Raw genomic sequence first — 423 nt, forward strand, 5'->3', positions numbered from 1 at the left:
CCTCTCCGTCTCGGCTTCGCCGAGCCACCTCTCCCCCACCTTGGTGGGGGCGAGGAACGGCGCTACACCGGCCGCCAAATCTGCAGGATCGAGGCGGCCAGCAGCAGGCCGAGCACGATGTTCAGCGCGCGCCATTGGCGCTCCGTCTTGAGCAGGCGGGCAAGCAGGGTTCCTGCCACGCACCACAACGACAGCGACAAAGCCGCGGCCAGGCCGAACACGGCGCCGAGCAGCAGCGCGAGTTGCAACGGACCATCCGCCAGGGCCGCGAAGGACGCGGCGGCGCCCAGCCCCATCGCCCAGCCCTTCGGGTTTATCCATTGGATGCCGGCGCCGCCGAAAAAGCTGTTCGGCCTGGCCATGCTGATGTCGAGGTTGGGCGGACCGCTGCGGCCGATCTTGATCGCCAGCCATATCAGATAG

Annotated in this window: 1 pseudogene; it reads right to left on the reverse strand. The window is 68.1% G+C overall.

The window, feature by feature from the left end:
• Positions 1-62: 62 nt before the first annotated feature.
• Positions 63-423, reverse strand: a pseudogene (locus tag EOA27_RS40090) (LysE family translocator); the annotation flags it as partial.

The sequence above is a fragment of the Mesorhizobium sp. M2A.F.Ca.ET.037.01.1.1 genome (assembly GCF_003998075.1).
Classification (GTDB): Bacteria; Pseudomonadota; Alphaproteobacteria; order Rhizobiales; family Rhizobiaceae; genus Mesorhizobium.